Genomic DNA, 20,045 nt, shown 5'->3' with positions numbered 1-20,045 from the left:
TCAACAGACCTTTTTCATAGCTTTTTAACGCACATTTTGTCTAAGTAGCCGTTTTCAAAATAAACCTTGTTGTCAAAGAAAATAGGACTGTGTAGCATCCCTGTCACTGTAATCGCTTAGTATGAGTTTGGCTTCCCATCAACCTTAGATCGGTGAACAATCCCAGTATGAATACGCTTCGCGTTAGCTGTGTCTTAGCGCTGCTCTTGTTTACATGTTTGCTCAATTGTAAACAAGACATTGAGCCCATTTCTTTTGAACATCAGTTAGATGCCTCTGTTTCTTCATATTCCATTGAATCAGGGGGGGAAGACAGTGCACAAGACGACTTGTTTCCCCTCTGTTTTAGCGGGTTCGACAATTTATCTTTTGTAATTTACCCGTGTGTAGCAGCACTGTCTTATGTAAGCGCCAGGCCATTAAAGCGCTATATCACTCCGCATTCCAGAGCTCCGCCTATCGACTAGTCTTTTATTGTGGCCTTCAGGTAACAATAAAAGGCTCTCTTTGTGTCACATTCTTACTCAATTAACCGTCAGTTCGCAAATGAGCTGGTTATTTTTGTGCATGCGTTACAGTCGTTACTTTCCGGCATGTAACACGGCACTCAAACTGCTGCCTGAGATATGGCGGCACGTATTAGAACGATCTAAAAATATGAGCAAAAAAACTCTTTTAGCAGCAAGTATTCTTACCGCAGTGTTGAGCGGATGTAGTCATTCAGAAAATGAAGTGCATAAAACAGGTTCACTGGCATTTAACGTTTCTCACCCTATTCGACAGGATATGGTTCTTGTCAAAGAGTATGTTAGTCAAATTCATGCGATTCAGCACATCGAACTAAGAGCGATGGAGAGAGGTTATCTGAAATCCACCTTTGTGGATGAAGGTCAGACGGTAGAAAAAGGGCAGCCTATGTTTAAAATAGTGCCTACCATCTACGAGGCTGAGCTCAAAAGAGCACAAGCTGAAGCCAAAGCCGTTCAGATGGAATATCGAAATACCAGGTCTTTGATGGAGCAAAACATTGTTTCGCCGAATGAACTGGCGGTTGTAGAAGCTGAGTATCAAAAAGCCCAAGCCGAAGTGGAACTGGCTAAAACCCATTTGGCTTTTACTGATATTAGAGCGCCTTTTACCGGTAAAATGGATCGCCTTGAAGTAAGAACCGGTAGCTTGCTGGACGAAGGAGAACTACTTACCACTATGTCTGATTTGAGTCAGATGTGGGTTTACTTCAACGTACCAGAATCTGAGTATCTAAATTACGTTCAAAGTGGTAAAGCAAAGAAGGGCACTGAGGTTGGATTGAAGCTCGCGAATGGCACCATTTACCCTTACAAGGGGGTCATTGATACCATCGAAGCCGATTTTGACAATCATACGGGAACCATCGAAATACGCGCGTCATTCCCCAACCCAGATCAACTCTTAAGGCACGGGCAAACCGGCAATATCCTGATGGATGTCAACTATTCCGATGCTCTTGTTATTCCTCAAAAAGCGACATTTCAGGTTTTAGATCAAAACTATGTCTATGTCATAGATAGTGATAATAAGCTCGCCACCCGCCACATAGTGGTAGCCGCTGAATTGCCCCATGTTTTTTTGGTTTCAGACGGACTAAAAGAAGATGACACCATTCTCTTGGAAGGGCTAAGACGCGTTAGCAATGGCGATAAGATAGTACCCAACCTTATCTCCTCAGACGCTACGCTAGCCGAATTAGCACTGCAGGCGGAATAAGGAGCGCGACATGTTTGGAGTATTTATTAAGCGCCCGGTAATGGCAATCATGCTGTCACTTATGATTATATTTTTGGGTGTATTGTCGGTCTTCACCCTACCGACCTCTCAATTCCCCGATATTGCACCACCCCGGGTACTTATCTCACTTGCTTATCCTGGTTCCAGCGCCGATGTATTAGTGAAGTCGTCGTTGGTTACCATAGAGCGTTCAATTAACGGTGTGCCGGGAATGAAATATATTGTTTCTGACGCCACCAGTGCGGGGGAAGCAACTATTCAGGTTATCTTCGATCTGGACGTCGATCCTAATCAAGCGTTAATCAATGTGAAAACACGGCTTGACCAGATAATGAACCGCCTTCCTCAATTGGTTCAGTTAGAAGGGGTGGTGTTGCAACGGGTACAGCCCAGTATGCTGATGTATATCAATGTGTATAGCACGGATGAAGATGCCGACGAGAAGTTTTTATACAACTATTCAAATATTAATATCATTCCCGAGATACAACGGGTTAACGGTATTGCGAGCGCTAAAATTCTCGGAAGCAGACAATACGCCATGCGCATTTGGTTAAAGCCGGACCGTATGCGCGCTTATAATGTGTCCGTTGACGAAGTCATGGAGTCTATTGATGAGCAAAGCTTAATCGGCCGTCCCGGCCGTTTGGGTAGAAGCTCGGGCATAAGTGCCCAATCGAAAGAATATGTACTTATTTACGAAGGGCGTTACGACGAACCTGATGAGTACAAGAATATCATTATTCGCGCAGACAGCGACGGAAAACTGCTTAAGTTAAGTGATATTGCCGACGTTGAACTCAGCAGCGAATTTTTCGATATCTACTCCAATAAAGATGGTTATCCTTCTGCGGCGATAGTGCTTAAACAAAATTACGGAAGCAGTGCTAATGAAGTGATATCACAAGTTAAAGCCAAAATGGCGGAACTTGAAAAAACCTTCCCCGAAGGTATGACGTACGAAATCAATTACGATGTTTCAAAGTTTCTGGATGCATCCATCGAGCAAGTCCTGCATACCTTGTTTGAAGCCTTTGTGTTGGTGTCGTTAGTGGTATTTATTTTCTTGGGCGATTGGCGTTCCACATTAATCCCACTATTAGCTGTACCCGTTTCCCTTGTGGGTACCTTTTTTTGTATGCAGGCAACGGGGGTCAATATTAATCTCATTACGCTTTTTGCGTTGGTATTAGCCATTGGGATTGTAGTCGACAATGCCATTGTCATTGTGGAGGCTGTGCATGCGAAAATGGAGGAGAAAAGCAATTTGAGCCCCTATACAGCAACACAACAAGTTCTGGGCGAGATGGGCGGGGCCATTATTGCTATTACGCTGGTTATGACCGCGGTGTTTGTGCCATTGGTGTTTATGACCGGGCCGGTAGGTGTTTTCTATCGCCAGTTTTCTATTACTATGGCATCGTCCATTATTATATCGTGTATCGTCGCGCTGTCTCTAACGCCTGTATTGTGCGCGATGCTGCTTAAAAACCCACATTCGCACACCAGAAAGACCACTCCGATAAGCAGGTTTATTGATGTATTTAACTATTGGTTTGAGAAATTAACGGGCCGCTATACCCAAATTATCAAAGTCTTGGTTACTCGCCGAATCGTTACCGTTCTCTCACTTGGCGTATTTATTACTGGTACATTTGGGTTCAACCAAATACTCCCCAGCGGATTTATTCCAGGCGAAGATCAAGGGCAAATTTACGCGATTATACAAACACCCCCTGGCAGCACCTTGGAAGCAACGAATGCAGTAGCCCGGGAGCTCCAAGGTTTGGCTTTGGAGGTTGATGGCGTTGCTTCTGTTTCGTCATTAGCAGGTTATGAAATCTTAACCGAAGGACGTGGTTCAAACGCCGGAACCTGTTTGATAAACCTCGAAGACTGGTCGAATAGAGAGCGGTCAGTGGAGGAAATTATTGAAGAATTAGAGGCTAAATCTCACCACCTTGGTGCCGTTGTTGAGTATTTCGAGCCGCCTGTGGTACCTGGCTACGGTGCTTCATCCGGCTTGTCTTTCCGCTTACTTGATAAGACAAATAGCACAGATTATCAGGAGTTCGATAAAATCAATAAATCGTTCATGGATGAATTGTCTAAGCGCAAAGAGCTCAATGGCTTGTTTACGTTCTACGCCGCAGATTACCCTCAGTACAAAATTGAAATAGACAACCAAGCGGCCATGCAAAAAGGGGTTTCTATTGGCAAAGCAATGGAAAACCTTAATATTTTGATTGGTAGTACCTATGAACAGGGCTTTACTCGTTTTAACAACTTCTACAAAGTGTATACGCAAAGTGCACCGGAATACCGCCGCTATCCCAGCGATCTCATGGACTATTATGTGCGGAATGAAGACGGAGAAATGGTGCCGTATTCTGCGTTTATGAAGTTAGTGAAAACCCAGGGGCCAAATGAAATAACGAGATATAACCTGTATACATCGGCAGCCATTCGCGCTGAACCTGCTGCTGGTTATACCTCTGCTGAGGCGATAAAGGCGGTTGAAGACGTCGCTGCTGCCACCTTGCCAAAAGGCTATGACATAGGCTGGGAAGGGTTGTCTTTTGACGAAGCTAAACGGGGGAACGAAGCAATCGTGATTTTTGCTGTGGTTCTCCTGTTTGTTTACATTGTTCTTGCTTCTCAGTATGAAAGTTTGCTTTTACCCCTGGCTGTAATCTTATCGCTGCCTAGTGGTCTTATTGGGTCGTTCGTCCTTCTCAAGGGCATGGGGTTGGCAAATGATGTATACGCTCAGTTAGGCCTTGTGATGTTAGTCGGGCTACTTGGTAAAAATGCCGTATTGATAGTTGAATACGCGGTTCAAAAAAACCAGCAGGGTTTGTCTGTAGCTGATGCTGCCGTTGAATCGGCAAAACAGCGCTTTCGTCCTATTTTGATGACTTCTTTCTCTTTTGTAGCGGGGCTTATTCCATTGGTGATAGCGACGGGGGCTGGCGCAGTTGGCAATCGTACTATCGGCGCCTCGGCTCTTGGTGGCACGCTTTGTGGCACGGTCTTTGGTGTGGTGGTAATTCCGGGGCTGTATTACTTGTTTGCCAAATTAGAAGAAGGGAAGTCGTTGATTAAAAACGAGGATCACGTCCCCCTCACCGAAACTTACCACTACAATGACGAGGTGCTAAGCGATGAAAAATAAAACGCGATTTTTAATTAAGCCGCTTTTGATTGCACTTGGAAGTGCAATATTGGTGCAGGCGTGTGCTATTCCCTCAATACAAATTCACGACCCATCTATCATTTTGCCTGAGCAATTCAACGGTGAAAGCAATACGGCTAAGGCAGATAGTGGGGCGACAATACAATGGGAGGCGTGGTTTGACGACCCGTATTTGACCAATTTAGTGGAAAGTGCGGTAGCAAACAATAAGGAAGTGGCTGTGCTTATACAGCGTATCAACATGGCGTCAAATGAGGTGTATGCGCGAGAAGGTGAATATTTGCCTGGTGTATCTGCAGGCATTGCTGCAGAAACTGAGAAAGTGGGGGAATACACCCGTGACGGGGCCGTGGAAGAACAATTAGAAATTAAAGAAGGAAAAGCGTTTGCAGATCCATTGGCCAACTTGAGGCCAGGGCTGAATGCTTCCTGGGAAGTGGATATTTGGCATAAGTTAAGGGATGCGACAAAAGTGGCTTCCCTAGAATATTTAGCTTCGGTAGAAAGCAAAAACTTTTTTATTACCCAGTTAGTATCTGAAGTTTCACGTAGCTATTATGAGTTGCTTGCGTTGGATAACAGGTTGGCTAATATCGACGCTACGATAGCGTTACAGCGCGATGTTATTCGAACTATAAATGCGCTTAAAGAATATGGGCGAGCCTCATCATTGCCGGTGGCCCGTTTCAATGCTGAAGTGAAAAGGAATGAAAGTGAGCGTTATCTCATTGAGCAGGAAATCGCTGAAAAAGAAAACACGATAAACCTGCTGTTGGGGCGAAACTTTCAGCATATAGAGAGAGACAGCCAGACCTTATTCAATACGGATATTGTTCACCCTCCCGTAGGTGTACCTTCTACAATGCTGGCAAACAGGCCTGATGTCAAAAAGGCCGAGCTGACTCTGCAGGCGGCTAATCTTAATATCAATGTGGCCAAAGCCAACTTTTACCCTTCGTTTGAATTAAAAGCCGGAGTAGGCTTGTCAGCCTTTGATAGTCGTTACCTGTTTAATGTACCTGAATCACTGGCCTATTCTCTGTCGGGCGATATATTTGCACCTTTGATCAATCGCCGCGCCATCGAGGCTGTGTATAAAAATGCCAGTGCAGAGCAAATTCAGGCGGCTTATGAGTATGAGTTAACACTTTTAACCGCTGTAGCGGAAGTGTCTAATAGCCTGTCCAAACTCGATAACCTGGAGAAAAGCGCAAATGCTAAGCGGGAGCAAATAGCCTCTCTTGAAGATTCTGTTGATATTGCCAACCAGCTATTCTCTTCCGCACACGGGGAGTATCTTGAAGTCTTGCTTGCACAACGCGAGGCGCTGGAAGCGCGCAGTGAATTTATAGAAACTCGACAGCGACAAATGACCGCTTTGGTCGATTTGTACCAAGCGCTAGGAGGAGGTTGGCAGTCTTAGTATAACGAAGGAGGGCATAGCCCTCCTGTCCCTGTTTGTCCAGCGGAGCTTCGTTAAAACGCTATCCGCGCTTCCACACCCCAGTAACGGGGCTCATTGACAAAAGCCGTGAGATTTAAGAAATCCAACGCGCCATCAACGGTTATCTGGTTGGTGATATTGCGTCCCACTACCGCCAGGTCCAGACCTTCGTCATTTTTATAGCCAAAACGAACGCCGCCCATTAACCGGGATTCAGCGACAAACTCCACAGCGTTGTACAGGAAAATGTTGGATTCACTGCGATAGTTCCAGTCAGTTTGTGCGTAGGCGTAGCCGTCCTGAAACGGCGTTTCATAATTCAGAGATATATTGCTTATCCACTCCGGCGCTCGGGGTAGAGGATTTCCGTCAATATACACCGTGGTAACCGGACCAAACGGACCTGGTACAACATTGGCAACTTCATCAGATGAGGTACAGGTTGGTGTTGAAGCACAGCGCTCAGCTTTTAATTCGTCATCGCGAATTTCTGTTTTGTTGTAGCTCATGTTGAAGTTCAAACGAAGTTCATCAGAAAGATAGGCTTCGAAATCTGTCTCAACACCCGCGCCGAAGGTGTTGTCTGCATTCAGCAGCGAGTTAGTATTGGCTTCGCCACCGGTTGCAGTAAGCTGATGGTCGTCAATGCGGTATGTGTAGGCCGTGATGTTCCAGCGGGCGCCGCCATTCCAGAGCAAGCTTTTCAGGCCTACTTCGAAGGAGTTAAGGGTCTCAGTGTCGGCTTCTGAATAAAACCCAAAGCGGCCCAGAGTGACCGGACCACGTGACGAGTTCGCAAAGCGAGAAAACACCGTCCATTCGTCGTTGATATCATGGCGAACTGAAATATCGAAGTTGATGTAGTCATCGCCTTTCTCATGATACTCTGAAGTGCCAACCAGGGCCGGATCAGTGTTTTCGATGCGGTTGATTGTCAACTCTTTATCGTCAGACGTGTAGCGAATACCTGCGGTAACCGCAGTATTTTCATTCAAGGTGTATTCTACCTGTCCGAAAATGGCTTGTGATTCTGTTAGTTGATCTACCTGAGCAAACGCCAGTACATCCAGATCGGTAGTGAAATCTTTGCTATCTACGGTAAAGTCTTCGCGGAAGAAGAATACCCCGGCCTGGTAGAAAAAGTTGTCCCGCTGGGCTGAAATTCTAAATTCCTGGCTGAACTGATAGTGGTCAGATAAACCGTCGCCAGAACCAGTATGGGCAAACCAGCATCCTTCCTGGCCGGCCAGCACACCGTCTAAGGTACAAGTTGTACCATTAATGCCCTGACCTCCGTCGATATCGGCATAGCTAAAGCTTTCCACTTCGTCATAACCGGTAACAGAGACAAAATTGAAGTGAGAGAAATCGTGCTCTACCTTGAGGCTGATACCTGTGTGATCCATCTCAAAGCCCGCCGGCCCATCGTGATAGATGACTTTTTCGTCAAAGCCGGCTCTCAGCCCTTCTTCACCTACGGCAAGTGCGTTGCCGTAGAAAACTTGGGGCATGTCACCGTCCTGATCGAAGCCGTGCAATTTAAACAACGCGCGGGTATCACCGCCATCGTACAAGAACTGCAAGCGGTAAGCGAATTCGTCGTAACCGCCTACTTTTTCATCGCGAACGACGTTGTCGATCCAGGCGTCGCGTTCCTGGTATTTGAAAGATGCACGTGCCGCCCAGTTGTCTGACAACGCAAGGTTGTAGGCCGACTCAACAAATTTGGTGCCGCGGCTACCGAAACCACCCTGCGCGTAACCGTAATTATCAAATTCCGGTGCGGCAGTATCAATTTTAACCAGACCAGCTGGGGTATTTCGTCCAAATAGGGTGCCCTGCGGTCCCGTGAGTACTTCTACGCGGCCGATATCAAACAAAGGCACACTTTTTAGGACTGGGTTTTCCAATGCCACTTCGTCCAAAACCAGTGACACCGGTTGGTTGGCGTTTACGTCAAAATCGGTATTTCCCAAGCCTCGCAGGTAAAAGCGCGGTGACTGTCGTCCGTTTGATGATTCAATTTGCAAACTGGGGACCCGACCGGCTAAGGCGCGAATATTTTCACCTGCGCCTAGGTAATCCTGCAGGCTCTCATTGGAAATGGCCACAACACTGGAAGGTACTTCCTTGATGGTTTGTGTCCGTTTTTGGGCAGTTACAGTAATTTGTTCCAGCACTTGTTGGGTTTCTGCGCTGGCAGAATCCTGTGCGTTGGTATTGTAGCTCAGAAGCGCAGCCTGTACACACAGTGCCAGCATAGCTTTATTCGGAGTCTTCATAGTGTCACCAGAATTATTATCATCAAATTGTTGAGTGTGCTTCAGGCAAAGCACATGGCTAAAACACTTCAAGCTTAGCCGATTGGGAGGTCGATCACAAAATCGGGCCAGCTTGCGCGCGGCCGGATTCTAGCAGGATATATGAAAAATGGTATATCCAATCGTCAACTCAGGTAATCCAACGAAAGTGCAGTAAGGATAAGTGTACCCCTTGATACCGGATCTTTAATTGCAGGGCCAGAGCGCGAACTGTGGCCCAAAGGCGCAGCTAGAGGTAATCAAATTCGCTATCGGATACTGACAACACGTTTTCGGCACCACTTTTCATGGCGGCCAGGTGCGCATCGCGACGGGGAAGTATTCGCTGGTTGTAGAACTCTGCACATTTGCGTTTTGCTGCGGCGAGAGTTTGATTGTCCCCGCGACGTGCGGTATCTGCCATACTGTACCAACAGATGCTAAGAAGTGAATAGGCCGTATAAGCGAGGTAGTCACAAGCGGCGGCGGCAGCATCGGCAGGTGCCATTCCCAGGCACTGAACAGATTGATCATGCCATTGGGATAGTGCAGTTTCGGCTGCTTGACGCCAGGAATCCTCTTGGATATTTGAGACCATATTCGCAAACACACTGTGCGTGGCATTGAGCATATTTCCACCATCACGCGTAAGTTTGCGACCAATGAGATCTAATGCTTGAATGCCGTTTGTGCCTTCGTATAGCTGTGCAATTCGAACATCCCGCATGAGTTGCTCCATTCCCCATTCGCGGATATAGCCATGGCCGCCAAATACCTGAATGCCCAGGCTTGTTGCTTCCAGTCCCATATCAGTAAAGAAGGCTTTGCAAACTGGGGTCAGAAACTGAAGCACCTTACCGGCATGTGCTTTTGCCGAGTCATCCCCGTAGTGTTCTATGTCCATGTATTTGGCGTACAGCATAGACAGCGCCCGGCTTCCCTCTGTGAGGGTTTTCTGCGTTAATAACATTCTGGCTACATCGGGTTGATACACGATGGGATCAGCATTGCTGTCCGGCTGTTGTATGCCTTGGGGAGCGCGGCTTTGTTGTCGTTCCCTGGCATAGGTTAATGCGCCCTGGAACGATGCTTCGGCGGCCGCCAACCCTTGTAGGCCGACCTGGAAACGGGCGTCGTTCATCATAGTAAACATACATGCTAAGCCCTGGTTTGCCTCGCCTACTAACCAGCCAGTGGCGCCGTCGAAATTCATCACGCAGGTTGGGCTGGCTTTGATGCCCATTTTGTGTTCAATGCTGCCCACCGACAGGCTGTTGGCTACGCCTGTTTCTCCAACGTCATCCAGTAGGAATTTGGGAACCAGAAACAGACTAATGCCTTTCACTCCTGCGGGAGCATCCGGTAGTCTCGCCAGTACCATGTGAATAATATTACTTGTCCAGTCATGATCGCCTCCAGTGATAAAAATTTTACTTCCGGTTATGCGATAGCTCCCGTCCTGTTGGGGTTCAGCCTTGGTTGACAGCAGCGAGAGATCAGTGCCTGCCTGGGGTTCTGTGAGGTTCATGGTGCCTGTCCACTCGCCGGTTACCAATTTAGACAGATACTGATTTTTGAGTTCGTCGCTGGCGTGTCGGGTCACCGCTAACACCGCACTTTCCGTTAGCATAGTGGTGAGACGCCAACTGAGGTTTGCCGAATTTAGCATTTCGTGAACTGGTACAGCCATGGTGTATGGTAATCCTTGCCCGTCATATTCAACGGGGCCTAACATGGCGTTCCAGCCATTCGCGACGTAATCGCGATAAGCAGAAGCAAAGCCCGGTGGTGTGGTTACGTTGCCGTCTTTCAGAGTGCAGCCTGTTTCATCGCCATCGCGGTTTAGAGGAGCGACAATATCCTCTGCGAACTTTGCGCCCTGAGATATCACTTCATTGGCGAGTTCGAAGTCAAAATCCGTCAGTCCTGACGATTGATAGTGGTTGTCCAGTGACAACCAGTCGCGTAGCAGAAACTGAAAATCAGCAAGGGGAGCCTGATATTGAGGCATAGTGAACTCCAATTTAAACGGGTGTTTGAATTTTAACATTATATGCACAAATCAAGGTGAGAGAGTAGACTTAGTATTCATTTTTTACTTTTTTGTCATTATTGGTTTCAACGCGTAATATGCCTTTATTGTTGCAATAGGATGGAAATAGGGGCAATGAATCAACCTTGTTCTGTATGTGTAGTAACGGGTGGAAGTCTGGGTATCGGTTTAGCCGTGGTGCGCAAGTTTGTCGCAGAAGGATATCGGGTTTTTAATCTGGATATTCGCGGGTTTGAAAACAGCAACGAAGCGGCAACATGGATTTATTGTGATGTGACTGATGGCAATGCTGTTCAACTGGCCATTAACGATATTGTGTCGACAACTGGGCGTATTGATTGTTTGGTAAGTAACGCCGGGATGCATTACTCGGCCACCATTGAAGACACGACGCCAGACGCTTTGGATAGGGTATTTTCTTTAAATGTAAAAGGGGCGTATCACGCCATTCGCGCAGTACTGCCTACGATGAAAAAAGCGCAGAGTGGGGCAATCGTTATCATGGCGTCTGATCAAGCTCTGGTGGGTAAGCGAAATTCTTTTGCTTACAATTTGAGTAAAGCCGCTTTGGCATCTATGGCGAAAACTACGGCTCTTGATTATGCCAGCTATCAGATTCGCGCCAATGCCGTGTGCCCGGGTACCGTCGAGACGCCGTTATATCATTGTGCTATCGACAAATATGTCGCAGAGAGCGGCGCAGATAAACAAGTGGTACACGCCGAAGAGCAAGCTGCACAGCCCTTGGGCCGTTTGGGGCAACCTGACGAAGTTGCCGCTTTAACTTACTTCCTGGCCAGCGATGAAGCAAAGTTTATCACCGGCAGTTTACACAGCATTGATGGCGGCTACACAGCACAGTAATGTCCAATGAAAATAATTGATTCCCACTTACATTTATTCAACGTAGATGTCGGCAAGTACGATTGGTTGGCGCCAGAGAACCCACCGTTTTGGCCCGACAAGTCACACATAGCTAAAAGCTTTAGTGAAGATGCTCTGCGTTTGGATGACAACCTGGCTCTAGCGGGGTTTGTGCATATTGAAGCCGGTTTCGACAATCAGCATCCCTGGCGTGAGATTGACTATCTGATAGCAACGTGTAAAACGCCATTTTCCGCCGTAGCGGGATTTGACCTGTTGGATGAGCAGGGGGAATCTGTGCTGCGGACATTGCGACAGAGAAAACATGTTGTGGGCGTCCGACATATACTTGACGACGCGGCAAGTGAAATTCTAACAGCACCCAAGAGTCATGATAATTTTAGTTTACTCGAAAACGCGGGCTTTTGTTTTGATGCTCAATTGTCACTCGGCGACAGCAAAGGCGTTGAGGCTCTCGTTAATATAGCGAGGCGATATCCCAGGCTCTCTGTGGTGATTAATCATGCAGGCTTTCCACTTGCAGCCAGCGAGCAAAAGTGGCGGGATAGTCTCCAGGCATTGGCGGCGTGTGAAAATGTAGCGATAAAACTGTCTGGTTGGGAAATGCATGAGCGTCAATGGCAGGTAGCCATCATAACTCCATGGATAGCCCGGGCAATTCAACAATTTGGCGAAGATAGAGTCATGCTGGGCAGCAACTTCCCCCTTTGTACCTGGCGCATGCAGTACGCAGAGTACTGGTCGGTTGTGCTGGCGTGTATTCCGGCCCACTTGCAAAGTAAATTAGCGTATCACAATACCCAAAACTGGTATCGCGTTGATGTTGGATGAATCAACATCAACGCGTCTCGGGTAACCGTGAGTGCTAGTTTTCGCTAAATTCGTCGAAAGCGCGTAGGGCGTCTGCTGCATACATGAATGACGGGCCACCCCCCATGTAAACCGACATGCCACAGACTTCTTCTATTTCTGCCCGGGTGGCACCAAGCGCAACTAGTGCTTTGGTGTGAAAGCCAATACAACCATCGCAGCGGGTAGCAATGCCGATTGCCAGTGCAATTAATTCCTTGGCTTTCTTGTCTAGCGCACCGTCGCTGGTGGCAGCTCTAGCCATTTGCGAAAAACCTTTCATTACGTCAGGGACGCCTTTTTTTACTTCTGCTAGGTACGGATTCAAATCGTCGGTAATGGTTTTATAAGACTTAGCCATGTTTACTCCAGGAACAATCAAAAAATGAATTGCGGTAATTGTTGTGTCTCTTGACGTATGAACTAAAACACAAGTAACCCTGGGGCACAAATGCCGCCCCTATGTCTTAAGCGGCAGTAAGAGTTACTGTTACATCAATCGACAACGTGCTTATTTAAGCGCAGTTACAGACATGTTGGGCGAGCGGTACACGATCTCATCGTTGAGTTCGATACCGATTCCCGGTGTGTCTGGCGCTTCAATAAAGCCTTTTACCGGCTGTGGATCCTGAATACACAATTCACGGTTCCACGATTTCGTCGCATACGTGTGGTGTTCGTGTATAAGGAAGTTGGGGATAGCGGTTTCCAAATGTAAGCTGGCAGCCGTGGCTACCGGCCCTCCGCATACGTGAGCCTGAATGCGCACATCGTAAATATCGGCGTAATCACACACCTTTTTCGCTTCGGTAAATCCACCACACAAGCCCACGTCGGGCTGCAAGACATCCAGTGACTGATCTTCCAGATAAGGACGAATACCCCAGCGGTTATATAAGCGTTCGCCGCCTGCAATCGGTGCTTTTACATTGCGGGCCACTTTGTCGTGAAGCTTTGAATTCAAGTAATTTACCGGTTCTTCGTAGTACATGCAGCCAACTTCTTCTACCAGCTCTCCCAATTGAATGGCAGTAGTGGCGCCCGGTAAACTGTGGCATTCAAAAATAATGTCACCTTCGTCACCCATGGCATCACGAATGGCCTGCAAACGCGCGCGGAACAATTTCATTTCAGCTTTGGAAATGATTTTGGTTCGGTCAAAGTGCGTGTTGCCGTCTTTGTCATAGACAATTGGGTCTACTTTAACCGCGGTATAGCCTTCAGCCATGGCTTTTTCTGCCGCCCGCCCGTATTCTTCTGGCTTAATGAGTTTGGTGATTTCCTTGTCCCAGTCAAACTGTAACTGACTGGCGTATGAGCGCAGCTTGCCATTGGTTTTACCCCCCAGCAGTTCGTATACAGGTAATCCCAAGGCTTTGCCCTTTATATCCCAAAGGGCAGTATCCACGGCGCTCATTGCTGCGTAAATTACAGGGCCGCCACCTAAACCCCAAAAGCTTTCGCGCAACATCTTCGCCCACAGGCCTTCGGTGTTGAACGGGTTCCAGCCAATAAGCATGGCTTCAGCTATTTCTTTAATCATGTGGGCAGCAGCTGAATGACCCCAGTCATAGGCTAGCCCTGCTTCGCCAACCCCGGTTATTCCCTCATCGGTATAAATTCTTACAAATACCGGATTCCACGGCGGGCGCTCTGGGCACTCAATATCAAATATTTCAACTTTGGTAATTTTCATGGTTGTATCCTGAAATTGAAAACAAGGGGTGGGCGTGCGGCTGTGCACGCTTACCTTTTGGTGATTATTCGCAAAACGTAGGGTCAAGTTTATATGCTTTTCTCAGCATGGCAGGCCAGGCTTTCTGACCGCCGGTTTCCCCGGAATGAACAATGCTGGCCTGTTCGTATATGCCGCGGATGATAGCATCGGGAATTTCAATTACGTCTTGCCCGGACTGCATTAATGCCAGTTGTATATCGCAGGCGCGTTCTAGGTCGTAAAAGCGCATAAAAGCGTCGCCTACTGTCGGTCCAAGGGTGAGCCCTCCGTGGTTTGGCAGTAGCATGTGGTTAGTGCTGCCGAGGTCGTCTTGCAAGCGTTTTCGTTCGTTTTTATCCACTGCTAGCCCTTCGTATCCGTGATAACTCAACGATGATAATGAGAACAGTGAATATTGGCTCCAAGGCCTGAGCCCGCCTTTTACAGATGCGATGGCAATGGTGGCTTTGGTATGCAGGTGAATAACACATTTGGCGTCTTCACGAACTTCGTGAATGGCACTGTGAATTGTAAAGCCAGCAGGGTTGATAGAGTATGGCGAGCCGTCGAGGACATTGCCATCTAAGTCGACTTTTACCAAATTGGAGGCGCGAACTTCATCGAACGTCAGGCCAAAAGCGTTGACCAGGTAGTGATTCGTACCCGGCACCTTTGCCGATATATGGGTATATATCAGATCGCCCCAACGCATATCGGCGACGAGTCGGTAGCAGGCGGCCAAATCTACACGGGTCTGCCATTCTTCCTCAGACACTTTACCTTTCAAACTACTGTGTTCAAGTTCAAACATGGGAGTGATTCCTTATTGAATCTCATTCATACAAAGTAGCAGACGACATCGCGCTCAACAATCACAGAAATCGTCTGAGTTATTCTTTTTTACTGTCTGTCGTTGTCTTTTTCCAGCGCGTGAATGCATCGCGCAGCGGTATTAGTTCATCCCGGTTAGCCATGGCTTTAATAGTAAGAGCGAAGGGGTCTCGTGAAACCCAGGCTAAGGACGCGTGAGTCCAGTCTGGGGTCGAAAAAGGATGGGTGATACCGGCCAGCCCGGCAGATTCCTCGCAATGGTAAATGGTCAGCCCTTTCTTTGTTGCAATTAGTCGAGCGCCTACTTCAACATTGATACCGGTTTGATGCCAGATGTGTTGATGAAGTGCGCATTGGGCGTCGGGGTGGTCGGTGGTATCAAGTGCGGGAAGTGACAACAGGTATTGTTCGTTTTCCAGTAACAGCACCCCGTCTTTTGCGATCAGCAAGCAGGCGGCGGTGCCATTGACTTGCTGTGGCGGGAGCTGACTTCTGCAAGTTGCCGGAGCCGGAGCCTGGGAGCAGCCGAAAAGCGGTAAAAGCAACAATACGACTGATAAGCGCGCCCTAAAACACACAAGAGTAGGTAGAATAAAGAACATACAATAATAAGATCGCTGCGATTTCCAACGCCCTGGGAATAGCTCGGCAGTATAACAAGAAAAAACGAGTCGCGTACCGTGCTCGCATGATATTTCCAGCCAAGACACAACGTATTTCCTCACGTGCTGCCCGCAGGCGTATTATCCGCGCATGTGAAGGTACTGTGCTTAGGCGGTTATTTTGTTGATAGGAATCATTACATGTTTAAAAAAGCTCTTCTCTCGCCACTTGTTTTAGGTGTTCTTGCGTTGGGAGGTTTTCTGGTTTACATCAATTTACCAGATACTACACAAAAGCAATCAGCAGCCAAGCTTCCTACTCCCGTGAAAGTGACATCAGTCACCATGCAAACCTTTCCGGTGACGATTGAAGCACTGGGTACAGCCAATGCCAACGAGTCGTTGACGATTACCGCACAGCAAACAGAACGAGTGACCAGTGTGCTATTTGAGGACGGCGAAGAAGTCAAAGCTGGTCAGCGCCTTGTGCAGCTGAATGACGCTGAAGAAAGGGCCAGAATCGCGGAACTGGAAGCTAACATCAGTGAAGCAAAAAGACAGTTGGAACGGGTTGAAAATCTGGTCAAAACACGGGCGGCGTCAGAGCAGATTGTCGACGAGCAACAGGCCAGGGTGAAAAGTCTTGAGGCCCAGTTGGATGTCGCTAAGGCTCAGCTTGACAATTTACAAGTTAAAGCGCCGTTTGCCGGCGTATTAGGTATTCGCGAAATCAGCAAAGGTTCCTTGATTCAGCCCGGAGATGTGATCACAACCTTAGACGATATTAGCGTAATTAAAGTGAATTTTAGCGTAGCGGAAGGGCAGCTGGCCAGTCTGAAAACGGGGCAGCGGGTGGTGGCTCGTTCAGTGGCCTATCCCGGGCGCACGTTTGAGGGAACGATCAGTGCTGTCAATACCCGTATTGACCCGGTGTCGCGATCTGTATTAGTAAGAGCGCTCATCGCAAACGAAAACAAGCAGTTACGGCCAGGGATGTTATTGCAGATCACATTGGAAAAGCGGGTGCTTCAGACCCTCATTATTCCGGAAAAAGCCTTGGTGCCCGTGCAGGACAGGCAGTATGTTTTTGTCGTCAGTGACAACACGGTAGAACAACGGGAAGTCGTCATCGGTGAGAGAAAACCGGGTATTGTGCAAGTTGTCAGTGGGCTATCTGAAGGTGAAGTTGTCGTCACTGAAGGGACACTCAGGGTACAGCAAGGGTCTAAAGTGCGCGTGCTGAATCAGGGCGGACAGTAATCATGTGGCTATCTGATGTATCTGTGAAACGACCGGTGTTTGCATCGGTGATAAACCTCTTAGTAGTCATCTTTGGTATTGTGGCTATTAGCATGCTGTCGCTGCGTGAATACCCTGATATTGATCCGCCCATCGTATCTATAAATACCAATTATGACGGGGCGTCGGCCAATATTGTTGAAACCCGTATTACTCAGCTACTCGAAGACCGCATAAGCGGCATTGAGGGGATCAAGAATATTACCTCAACCAGCAGAAACGGCCGCTCTTCCATTTCCATCGAGTTCCAGTTAAGTCGCGATATTGACGCGGCATCCAACGATGTCAGAGAGCGGGTAAGCCGGGCATTAAACAACTTGCCCGAACAGGCGGATCCGCCCGAGGTGTCGAAGGAGAATTCCGACGAGGACGTCGTTGTGTGGTTTAATTTGCGCAGCACCAACCTCAATGCCATGGAACTCACCGATTATGCCGAACGCTTCCTGGTGGATCGCTTATCTATCGCCGACGGCGTTGCTAGAGTTCGTTTGGGCGGTGGACGCACCTACGCCATGAAGGTGTTCCTCGACCGCAACGCCATGGCTGCGCGAGGCATAACCGTGACTGATGTTGAATCGGTTATTCGCTCTGAAAATGTGGAATTGCCTGCCGGGGAAGTGGAGTCTAACGACCGTGATTTTGAAGTCCGGGTGGCGCGTTCATACCTTACTCCGGATGACTTTGCTCAGCTTACTGTGGGTGTGGGTTCCGATGGCTATTTAGTGCGACTGGGAGAAATTGCCAGGGTGGAGCTGGCCCCTGAAGACGATGAGAATGAATTCCGCGGTGACGGCGTTAATATGATTGGTATGGGGGTTATTAAGCAGTCGAAAGCCAATACCCTGGAAGTTGTGCGTTCTGCAAAAGCGCAAATTGCCAACATTGAAAAAACCCTGCCAGACAACATATTTATCGTGCCGAGTTACGACTCCTCGGTATTCATCGAAGAATCTATTAACGAGGTGTACAACACCTTGATCATTGCCATGATATTAGTGGTTGTTGTGATCTATCTCTTTCTCGGCAACGTCCGGGCGACACTAATTCCAGCCGTTACCGTACCGATTTCTATGATCGGCGCATTCATCGTGATGTACATGCTGGGTTTTTCTATCAACTTGCTGACATTGCTCGCGATGGTACTTGGCATTGGCCTGGTAGTCGATGATGCTATTGTGGTACTGGAAAATATTTATCGTCGAATCGAGTTGGGAGAGCCGCCGTTGTTGGCCGCATATCGCGGTGCCAAGGAAGTAGGATTTGCGGTAATAGCTACCACACTAGTGCTTATCTCGGTATTTGTTCCATTGGTATTCCTGGAGGGAAATATAGGCAGATTATTCACCGAGTTTGCCTTAGCCATGGCTGCTGCAGTGGCATTTTCCAGCTTCACTGCGCTGTCGCTGTCGCCGATGATGGCGTCTAAGCTGTTGAAGAAGAAGTCACGCTCTAAAGGGTTTGGAAAGTGGCTCGATAGCAGGTTTAAACGAATAGAGGGCGGATACTACAACAGTCTGGATAAAACCATCCATCAACCCTGGCTCATGGCTTTGTTGTTTATTATTGCCCTGGTACTCATTTGGCAATTGTCTGCGAAAATACCCAGCGAGTTCACACCCACAGAAGACCGCGGAAATTTCTTTATTCTGATGCAAGGCCAGGAGGGGGCGTCTTTTGAAAGTAATGCCGAAAACCTACGCCAAATTGAAGCCATTCTTATGCCGTATCGCGAGGAAGGGGTTATTAACCGGTTGCTGGTAAGAACACCTGGCTTTGGTACCAATGCAGGCGTGGCCATTGTGGGGGTCATTCCCTGGGATGAACGAGAATTTACTTCTTTTGAACTGATGGATGAAATTTCGAAGAAACTGGAAGCTGTGCCTGATGTCAGGGCATTTGCCATTATGCGCAGTGGTATAAGTGGCGGAACAAGTCGGCCAGTTCAATTTGTGCTACAAGGTGATACATACGAAAATCTGGTGGCCTGGCGAGATATTGTTATGGAGAAAGCCAGAGAGAACCCTGGGCTGGTGCGTCTTGATTCTGACTACAAGGATACCTCCCCCCAGTTACTCATAAATATCGAACGCGACCGGGCCGCAGATTTAGGCGTGTCGATTTCTGATATTGGTCGCACATTGGAAGTTATGCTAGGGCAACGCAGGGTGTCTACCTACCTCGACAGAGGAGAAGAATACGATGTTATTATGGAAGGTATCGAGGCGGATTATCGCAGCCCGAGCAGCATCGACAATCTGTATGTTCGCTCTCAGCGCACTGGTCAACTTATTCCCATGGATAACCTGCTTACCGTAGAAGAGCAGGCAACATCGGCATTGCTCAATCGCTACAACCGCATGCGGGCGATAACTATTACAGCAAACCTTGCGCCTGGATATACTGTCGGCGAAGCGTTGAGTTTCCTGGAGCAAATTGTTCGCACTGAATTACCCGATCAGGTATCTATTGATTACAAAGGGGAATCTCAGCTATATCACGAGGCCGGCAATTCTTTCATTTTTGTGTTTGCGCTGGCTCTGGCAGTCACTTACTTAATTTTGGCTGCGCAGTTTGAAAGCTGGATTCACCCGTTAGTGATTATGCTTACGGTGCCATTGGCCCTGGTGGGGGCATTTATTGGTTTGTATTTATCTGGTATGACTGTGAACATTTACAGCCAAATTGGGTTGGTAATGTTAATTGGCCTAGCAGCCAAGAACGGGATCCTGATAGTTGAGTTTGCCAACCAGCTGCGGGACGCGGGTATTGAATTCGAAGAAGCGTTGCGCCGTGCTGCGGCACAGCGACTTCGCCCTATTGTGATGACTGGATTTACCACCGTATTTAGTGCTCTACCACTGGTATTGGCAAGTGGGCCGGGCTCGGAAAGCCGCATGGTCATTGGTATGGTTATTTTTGCTGGCGTTATTGTGTCCGCCTTCATGACCTTGTACATCGTGCCAACGGCTTATGCTGCATTTGCCAGACACACAGGTTCACCACAAGCGCGGGAGAAAAGGCTGGTGGAGCAAGACAGTGCAATTCCGTACCGCAAAGGTGAACCTGAGTAGGGAGAGCCTATAACAACGGGCACGTTTTAGT

14 protein-coding genes are annotated in these 20,045 nt (G+C 48.0%); 8 read left to right on the top strand and 6 right to left on the bottom strand.

What is annotated here, in order from left to right:
• Nucleotides 1–167 precede the first annotated feature (167 nt).
• The 4 genes from KO518_RS04340 (at nt 168) to KO518_RS04325 (ending at nt 6,386) form a co-directional block, all read left to right on the top strand.
• Nucleotides 168–467: a hypothetical protein gene (locus KO518_RS04340; protein ID WP_216024610.1), complete on the top strand. Its 300-nt coding sequence runs from the start codon at nt 168–170 to the stop codon at nt 465–467.
• Nucleotides 468–657: 190 nt separating this feature from the next.
• Nucleotides 658–1,746, top strand: a complete 1,089-nt coding sequence (locus KO518_RS04335) for an efflux RND transporter periplasmic adaptor subunit (protein WP_216024609.1) — start codon at nt 658–660, stop codon at nt 1,744–1,746.
• Between the two features lie 10 nt (nt 1,747–1,756).
• The gene (locus tag KO518_RS04330; protein ID WP_216024608.1) at nt 1,757–4,942 is read left to right on the top strand and encodes an efflux RND transporter permease subunit; all 3,186 of its coding nucleotides are present in this window, start codon (nt 1,757–1,759) and stop codon (nt 4,940–4,942) included.
• The gene (locus KO518_RS04325) at nt 4,932–6,386 is read left to right on the top strand and encodes a TolC family protein (RefSeq protein WP_216024607.1); all 1,455 of its coding nucleotides are present in this window, start codon (nt 4,932–4,934) and stop codon (nt 6,384–6,386) included. The genes KO518_RS04330 and KO518_RS04325 overlap by 11 nt, the downstream gene beginning before the upstream one ends.
• Nucleotides 6,387–6,439: 53 nt before the next feature.
• On the opposite strand, the gene KO518_RS04320 is transcribed toward KO518_RS04325, so the two are convergent.
• Entirely contained in the window at nt 6,440–8,689 is a 2,250-nt protein-coding gene (locus KO518_RS04320; protein ID WP_216024606.1) for a TonB-dependent receptor, read from the bottom strand.
• Between the two features lie 268 nt (nt 8,690–8,957).
• Complete coding sequence (locus KO518_RS04315; RefSeq protein ID WP_216024605.1) at nt 8,958–10,718, bottom strand: acyl-CoA dehydrogenase family protein; 1,761 nt, start codon at nt 10,716–10,718, stop codon at nt 8,958–8,960.
• Nucleotides 10,719–10,874: 156 nt separating this feature from the next.
• Between KO518_RS04315 and KO518_RS04310 the strand changes: the two genes are divergently transcribed.
• Nucleotides 10,875–11,624: an SDR family NAD(P)-dependent oxidoreductase gene (locus KO518_RS04310; RefSeq protein ID WP_216024604.1), complete on the top strand. Its 750-nt coding sequence runs from the start codon at nt 10,875–10,877 to the stop codon at nt 11,622–11,624.
• Between the two features lie 6 nt (nt 11,625–11,630).
• Complete coding sequence (locus KO518_RS04305) at nt 11,631–12,476, top strand: amidohydrolase (RefSeq protein ID WP_216024603.1); 846 nt, start codon at nt 11,631–11,633, stop codon at nt 12,474–12,476.
• 34 nt (nt 12,477–12,510) lie between these two features.
• On the opposite strand, the gene KO518_RS04300 is transcribed toward KO518_RS04305, so the two are convergent.
• The 4 genes from KO518_RS04300 to KO518_RS04285 form a co-directional block, all read right to left on the bottom strand.
• Nucleotides 12,511–12,855 carry a carboxymuconolactone decarboxylase family protein gene (locus KO518_RS04300; RefSeq protein ID WP_216024602.1) on the bottom strand — a complete coding sequence of 115 codons (345 nt, stop codon included), beginning with the start codon at nt 12,853–12,855 and terminating at the stop codon, nt 12,511–12,513.
• 150 nt (nt 12,856–13,005) lie between these two features.
• On the bottom strand, nt 13,006–14,190 hold the full coding sequence (locus tag KO518_RS04295) for a mandelate racemase/muconate lactonizing enzyme family protein (protein WP_216024601.1): 1,185 nt from the start codon (nt 14,188–14,190) through the stop codon (nt 13,006–13,008).
• A 64-nt stretch (nt 14,191–14,254) separates the two neighbouring features.
• Nucleotides 14,255–15,022 (bottom strand): class II aldolase/adducin family protein, encoded by a 768-nt coding sequence (locus KO518_RS04290; protein ID WP_216024600.1) that lies wholly within the window; start codon nt 15,020–15,022, stop codon nt 14,255–14,257.
• Nucleotides 15,023–15,101: 79 nt separating this feature from the next.
• Nucleotides 15,102–15,491, bottom strand: a complete 390-nt coding sequence (locus KO518_RS04285; RefSeq protein WP_216024599.1) for a hypothetical protein — start codon at nt 15,489–15,491, stop codon at nt 15,102–15,104.
• Nucleotides 15,492–15,845: 354 nt separating this feature from the next.
• Here KO518_RS04285 and KO518_RS04280 point away from each other — a divergent pair, with 354 nt between their 5' ends.
• Nucleotides 15,846–16,904 (top strand): efflux RND transporter periplasmic adaptor subunit, encoded by a 1,059-nt coding sequence (locus tag KO518_RS04280; RefSeq protein WP_216024598.1) that lies wholly within the window; start codon nt 15,846–15,848, stop codon nt 16,902–16,904.
• Nucleotides 16,905–16,906: 2 nt separating this feature from the next.
• A complete protein-coding gene (locus KO518_RS04275; RefSeq protein WP_216024597.1) occupies nt 16,907–20,014 on the top strand; it encodes an efflux RND transporter permease subunit in 3,108 nt (1,035 codons plus the stop codon).
• The last annotated feature ends 31 nt before the right edge of the window (nt 20,015–20,045 follow it).

The sequence above is a fragment of the Aestuariibacter sp. A3R04 genome (assembly GCF_018860805.1).
Taxonomy (GTDB): domain Bacteria; phylum Pseudomonadota; class Gammaproteobacteria; order Enterobacterales; family Alteromonadaceae; genus Alteromonas.
The sequence above is the reverse complement of the archived record's forward strand: the minus strand, read 5'-3'. Positions and strand labels throughout refer to the sequence as shown.

What these genes read in the sequence shown, in the direction of transcription:
- KO518_RS04325 (WP_216024607.1), top strand. Translation starts at nt 4,932, where the DNA reads ATGAAAAATAAAACGCGATTTTTAATTAAGCCGCTTTTGATTGCACTT.
- KO518_RS04290 (WP_216024600.1), bottom strand. Translation starts at nt 15,022, where the DNA reads ATGTTTGAACTTGAACACAGTAGTTTGAAAGGTAAAGTGTCTGAGGAA.
- KO518_RS04330 (WP_216024608.1), top strand. Translation starts at nt 1,757, where the DNA reads ATGTTTGGAGTATTTATTAAGCGCCCGGTAATGGCAATCATGCTGTCA.
- KO518_RS04315 (WP_216024605.1), bottom strand. Translation starts at nt 10,718, where the DNA reads ATGCCTCAATATCAGGCTCCCCTTGCTGATTTTCAGTTTCTGCTACGC.
- KO518_RS04305 (WP_216024603.1), top strand. Translation starts at nt 11,631, where the DNA reads ATGAAAATAATTGATTCCCACTTACATTTATTCAACGTAGATGTCGGC.
- KO518_RS04335 (WP_216024609.1), top strand. Translation starts at nt 658, where the DNA reads ATGAGCAAAAAAACTCTTTTAGCAGCAAGTATTCTTACCGCAGTGTTG.
- KO518_RS04300 (WP_216024602.1), bottom strand. Translation starts at nt 12,855, where the DNA reads ATGGCTAAGTCTTATAAAACCATTACCGACGATTTGAATCCGTACCTA.
- KO518_RS04320 (WP_216024606.1), bottom strand. Translation starts at nt 8,689, where the DNA reads ATGAAGACTCCGAATAAAGCTATGCTGGCACTGTGTGTACAGGCTGCG.
- KO518_RS04340 (WP_216024610.1), top strand. Translation starts at nt 168, where the DNA reads ATGAATACGCTTCGCGTTAGCTGTGTCTTAGCGCTGCTCTTGTTTACA.
- KO518_RS04275 (WP_216024597.1), top strand. Translation starts at nt 16,907, where the DNA reads ATGTGGCTATCTGATGTATCTGTGAAACGACCGGTGTTTGCATCGGTG.
- KO518_RS04280 (WP_216024598.1), top strand. Translation starts at nt 15,846, where the DNA reads ATGTTTAAAAAAGCTCTTCTCTCGCCACTTGTTTTAGGTGTTCTTGCG.
- KO518_RS04295 (WP_216024601.1), bottom strand. Translation starts at nt 14,190, where the DNA reads ATGAAAATTACCAAAGTTGAAATATTTGATATTGAGTGCCCAGAGCGC.
- KO518_RS04310 (WP_216024604.1), top strand. Translation starts at nt 10,875, where the DNA reads ATGAATCAACCTTGTTCTGTATGTGTAGTAACGGGTGGAAGTCTGGGT.